Source organism: Aeromicrobium sp. (genome assembly GCF_014378035.1).
Lineage (GTDB): Bacteria > Actinomycetota > Actinomycetes > Propionibacteriales > Nocardioidaceae > Aeromicrobium.
Genome location: NZ_JACMOM010000269.1, coordinates 1 through 4728 on the forward strand (window position 1 = coordinate 1; position 4728 = coordinate 4728).

The following is a 4728-nucleotide window of genomic DNA, read 5'->3' on the forward strand; positions in this document are numbered from 1 at the left end:
GTGACGACGAGCGTGTCACCGGAGCGGCAGGCGGCGAGTGCTTCCCGCAGTCCGGGCCGGTCCCGGTTTCGTCCGGTCAAGCCGTGATCGACGTAGATCCGCTTGGCCTTCACGCCGAGGGCGACAAGTCCGTCCTGTTGCGCGGCGAGGTCTTGGCTGTCGGTCGAGCAACGGGCGTATCCGATCAGCATTGCGGCCATGTTCGGACGGTACCGCTTGAGGTACCTTGACCGGGCATTAAAGCGGGCGGGACCGACGACTGTGGAGTTTGACGCTCTCTGGCGGTGTTCTGTGATCGCTTTGTGTCGCTAGTTGCCGATGACGAGGATGCTTGCGGCGGCTTCGACGACATCGTCGGTGATGGTGTCGAGCTGGTTGATCTTGAGTACCCGGCTGACCTGAGGAAAGAGGCGCTCAAGGAGTCGGAAGTTACCGCGGGTGATCCGTTCGATGGCGGCGATGGCTTGTGCGTCGGTGAAGTCGTCGGGGTCGAGTGTCTTGCCGAGCCGCTTCCAGTGGCGGTCCAGAACAAACAGCAGCTCGTCGCGTCCGAGTGCCCGGTAGTGATGTGAGAACCCGAGCCGGCTGTAGAGCTGGGGGTAGTGGCGGAATCGTTCGTCGATGCCGGGCATGCCGATGAGAATCATCGCGAGGTGGGTGCGGTCGTGCTGATCGCGAAGCAACTCCAGGGCGGTGGGGGTGAGTCGTTCGGATTCGTCGATGATGAGGAGTTCGACGAGGCCGGTGACGTCGTTCTGCCTGACCCTTTCCGGCTCAGGCATGAGAGAGCGGAGGTGCCCGTCGGCGCAGATTCCGACTTTCGCCTGCCAGTGATTGATGTCGTGCATGAGGTCTTTGGGGCGGCAGAGGACTTCGGGGGTGTAGAAAACGGCGCGGGATCGGTTCGCGAGGGCGTAGTGCTTGGCGTCGTGGTCTCCGCGCGGACCCCACTCGTTGATGTAGGGCTCGAGGGCGTCCCAATTTGCGTAGCGGCGGGCGGAGTTGGTTTTCCCCACGCCGGCAGCGCCGTGGCAGATCCCGATGGTGTTCTCTTTCCGTACGGCGTTGGCGAACTCGGTGAAGCGCCGGTGTTCTTTGGTGACGATGAATGCCTGGTTCATCACTCGTCCTCTTGGTAGGTGCGCAGCTTCGGCCGCCGCTTGGTGGGTCCCGGGGTGCGAGGTTCCTCGCGGTTGGCAACGGTCGGGATGCGATCGTTGATCGCTCGTCGCAGCTGTTTGCGGCGGGCGCGGCGGGCGGTTTCGATGTCGCGGAGGCTGAGCCGGAGGTTGGGGTGGGCTTCGTCGATGGCGGTGCAGATGAAGGTGTCCCGGTCGTAGACGCGGATTTCGGAGATGTCGCGGGGGTCGTACCGGATGGTGATCGTGTGCCCGACGAACGGGACCAGGGTCGGGGCGAGGTAGCGCTGGCCCTGGAAGTGGATGCCGTCGCGTTGCACGACTCGGTTCTTCGGAACAGTAAGAAGTAGTCCGTCGAGTTCTTGCAGGCTGTCGGGTATCCGCGGCAGCCAGCCGTCGGCGACCCAGGCGTCTCGTGGTGAGATCCCCAGCTCGCTGTGGGTCCGGTCGTTGTAGGTGCCGATGAAGTCACCGATCGCACGGTCGAGGACGGCGAGGTCGAGGACCGGCGTTGGTGTCCGGCTGCCGGGTCCGAGGTGGCCGGGTAGCGCGGCCAGAAGTTCGGTGTTGATGGTGCCGAAGAACCTCTCGATCTTCCCCCGTCCTTGGGGCCGGCCGACGGTCGAGTGGATGATCCTGACGTGCACGGCGATAGCGGTCCGCTCGAGGTGGTGGCTGATGAAGTCGGAGCCATGATCGACGTGCAGGATGTCCGGGATGCCGCACATCGCCCACGCGGGGTCGGTCTTTCGCCAAATCGCCTGCCGGAGGGCAAGGGCAGTGTTGATGGCCGACGGTGCGCCGGTGAAGACCATGTACCCGCAGATCGCGCGGGAGTAGTCATCCATCACGGTAGTCAGCCACGGCCGGTCGGGTTTTCCGTCGGCGCCGACGATGAGGATGTCGAGTTCGGTGTGGTCGGACTGCCAGGTCTGGTTGGGGTGTTCAGCGCGGCGGCGGAAGACGAGCTCGTGCTTGTCCCGGTACGAGACCGGCCCCTCGAGTGCCAGGGTGACAAGGGCCGGATCCAGGGCCTGGACGATCTGCCGCACGGTCGCATAGCTCGGCGCCGGCAGCTCACGCGCTTGAGCGTCTGTGACAGCGAGGCGATGCAACGTGGCGATACTCGGACGTGGCCGAGTGAGTGCCAGATGTTCGATGAACGAGACCGTCTCGGCTGAAGTTCGGCGGACGCCCTTGTCTAAGCGAGGATGAGGATCGAGGGCTGCGACGCCGCCTCCCCGGTAGAGCTGGTTCCAGCGTTGCAACGTCCGAGCGGAGATCCCGGTCTCACGTGCAAGGACCGCGAGCGGGATCTGGTCTTCGACATGCAGTCGAAGAACACGCCACCGCTCCGCCTCCTCCACGAGTCACCTACACGGTCGTGCTCTCGCGAGCCGCGAGGGCCTGCTGGTGGCGATAGAGCGTGGCACGGCTCCACCCGACTAGTTTCGCCGCGTCCTCGGCCGTGCGGCCTTTCGCCCGCGCTTCGGCGACGAGCTTGAGCTTGTCGGCGACGACGACGGGATCTGAGAGGGGTCGACCAAACCTAGTACCGCCTTTCCGGGCGGCCGTGATCCCGGCATTCACCCGCTCCGTGATCAGCTCGCGTTCGTACTCAGCCAACGTGGCGAGCATGTTCAGCATCAGCCGGCCCGACGTCGTCGATGGATCGTTGCCATCCGAGATGCTCTGCACCTGCACGTCCCGCTCCCGAAGCAACTTCACCGTGTTCAGAACATCAATCAGGGACCGCCCGAGGCGATCGACCCGCCAGACGACGACGGTGTCACCAGGTTTGGCGTACTCGAGAAGTTTCTTCATCCCGGGGCGGGAGATCGCGGTCCGGCTACCCGAGGTGACGTCGGCGAAAATGTCCCGCTCCTGCACACCGGACTTGACCAGGGCGTCGACCTGCAACTTCGCGTCTTGGCTTTTGGTGCTGACCCGTGTGTACCCGAGATGTCTCACCGGGCCATTCTGCCTCAGAAACTGCTAAAGGCGGCGAAGCGAAGACAATTTGCGGTAAGACATGTTTCCAAGACAAATCACATCCCAGAAATCCGCCACTTCTACCCGCGGCTCTTGAGAGGTCTCGCGTGCCTCGAAAAGCTTTACCTTGATGAGACACAACGTCTGTGCGCGGGACGTCCCCGTCCCGGTGACGATCACCGGACGGGTCTTGCGGGACTGTCCTCCCGCCCTGGGGCGATGCCCTGTCCTTGCGTCCACCGATCACGTAGGTCGTTCGGCTTACGAACCTCAGTGATCTCGCTTGTCGGCAAGGGTCACGAGTGGGGCTCAACCTGTCTCGTTAAACTGCGGTGATGGGGCGGACCAAGGATGGAGCGCTAGGCAACCGCTTCTTCGTGCTCCTCACCTCGTCGGCGAGTTCGAATCTGGCTGATGGGATCGTCAAGACTGCTCTTCCGCTGATAGCTGTGCGGTGGACTGACTCACCTGTTCTCGTGAGCGGCATCGTCACAGCTGCGGCGTTGCCCTGGCTTCTGTTCGCGTTGCCGGCGGGGCTGCTGGTCGACAAGCTGGACCGGCGCCGTTCGATGCTTGTCGCCAACACCTTGAGGGCTCTCACGCTCTTGATCGTCGCCGCGATGATCGTGACCGGCGGCGAGTCCGTCTGGTCTCTCTATGTCGCGGCGTTCGCCCTCGGATGCGCTGAGACGGTGCACGACACTGCAGCGCAGTCACTCCTGCCGGGCGTCGTGCACAACAGTCTGCTCGAGCGGGCCAACGGGCGACTCTCCGCAGCCGAAGTCACGACCAACACCTTCATCGGACCTCTGCTCGGTGCCTTTCTCGTCGCCAGTGGTGTCGTTCTCGGTGTGGTTGGCCCTGCCGGTCTATGGGCGCTCGCGGTGGTCGTGCTGCTCGCGCTGCGCGTGGAGAGAACACCCCATGCGCAGGAGCAGCAGCCGAGGCGCAGCGAACTGGCGAGTGGGATTCGATTTGTCTGGTCGAACCTTCTGCTTCGCTCCATGGCGCTGATGGTGGGTGTTGTCAACCTCTCCACCAGCGCCTTCCTCGCGACATTCGTCGTCTACGCCGTGGGCCCCACGTCGACCCTTCAAGCCTCAGAAGTTCAGTACGGCGTGTTCCTCGCCGCGGCCGGCGCCGGCAGCCTGCTCGGGGCGCTGGGAGCCTCACGGGCCGCAGCAGCAATCGGCCGCGGCAGACTCCTCGCCGCGACTCTGCTCGGCGTTGCGCTGTTCATCGCTGCACCCAGCATCACCGAGATCCTGCCGTTGCTCCTGATGACCTTCTTCGTCGGCGGCGCCGCGGTGGCCAGCTGGAACGTCATCACCATCTCGTTCCGTCAAAGGATCAGCCCCGACCACCTCCTTGGTCGTGTGAACAGCTTCTACCGCCTGCTCACCTGGGGCACTATCCCTCTGGGCGCGCTACTCGGCGGAATAGGCGGAGAACTGGTCGGGCTGGAAATGATGTTCGCCATAGCCGCTGTGATCGCGGCCCTTCCACTGATCGGCATCGCGTGGGTCAACGAGACCAACATGAGCCACGAAGAGGGACAGGACTAGCGCGACCACCGGCACTCCGTGCTGGCCCGGCA

5 protein-coding genes are annotated in these 4728 nt (G+C 64.0%); 1 reads left to right on the forward strand and 4 read right to left on the reverse strand.

Features of this window, described 5'->3' with window-relative positions; all coding sequences use genetic code 11:
* The 4 genes from H7290_RS13925 to H7290_RS13940 all read right to left on the reverse strand — a co-directional run.
* A partial coding sequence (locus tag H7290_RS13925) for a recombinase family protein (RefSeq protein WP_290514617.1) occupies positions 1-200 on the reverse strand: 200 nt, incomplete at its 3' end.
* 108 nt (positions 201-308) lie between these two features.
* Positions 309-1121, reverse strand: a complete 813-nt coding sequence (locus tag H7290_RS13930) for an AAA family ATPase (protein ID WP_290514618.1) — start codon at positions 1119-1121, stop codon at positions 309-311.
* The gene (locus H7290_RS13935) at positions 1121-2506 is read right to left on the reverse strand and encodes a Mu transposase C-terminal domain-containing protein (RefSeq protein WP_290514619.1); all 1386 of its coding nucleotides are present in this window, start codon (positions 2504-2506) and stop codon (positions 1121-1123) included. Before H7290_RS13935 ends, H7290_RS13930 begins: the two co-directional genes overlap by 1 nt.
* A gap of 7 nt (positions 2507-2513) precedes the next feature.
* The gene (locus H7290_RS13940) at positions 2514-3110 is read right to left on the reverse strand and encodes a recombinase family protein (RefSeq protein ID WP_290514620.1); all 597 of its coding nucleotides are present in this window, start codon (positions 3108-3110) and stop codon (positions 2514-2516) included.
* Positions 3111-3466: 356 nt separating this feature from the next.
* On the opposite strand from H7290_RS13940, the gene H7290_RS13945 reads away from it, so the two are divergent.
* On the forward strand, positions 3467-4696 hold the full coding sequence (locus H7290_RS13945) for an MFS transporter (protein WP_290514621.1): 1230 nt from the start codon (positions 3467-3469) through the stop codon (positions 4694-4696).
* The last annotated feature ends 32 nt before the right edge of the window (positions 4697-4728 follow it).

Coding starts and splice junctions, on each gene's coding strand:
- H7290_RS13930 (WP_290514618.1), bottom strand. CDS start 1,121: ATGAACCAGGCATTCATCGTCACCAAAGAACACCGGCGCTTCACCGAG.
- H7290_RS13945 (WP_290514621.1), top strand. CDS start 3,467: ATGGGGCGGACCAAGGATGGAGCGCTAGGCAACCGCTTCTTCGTGCTC.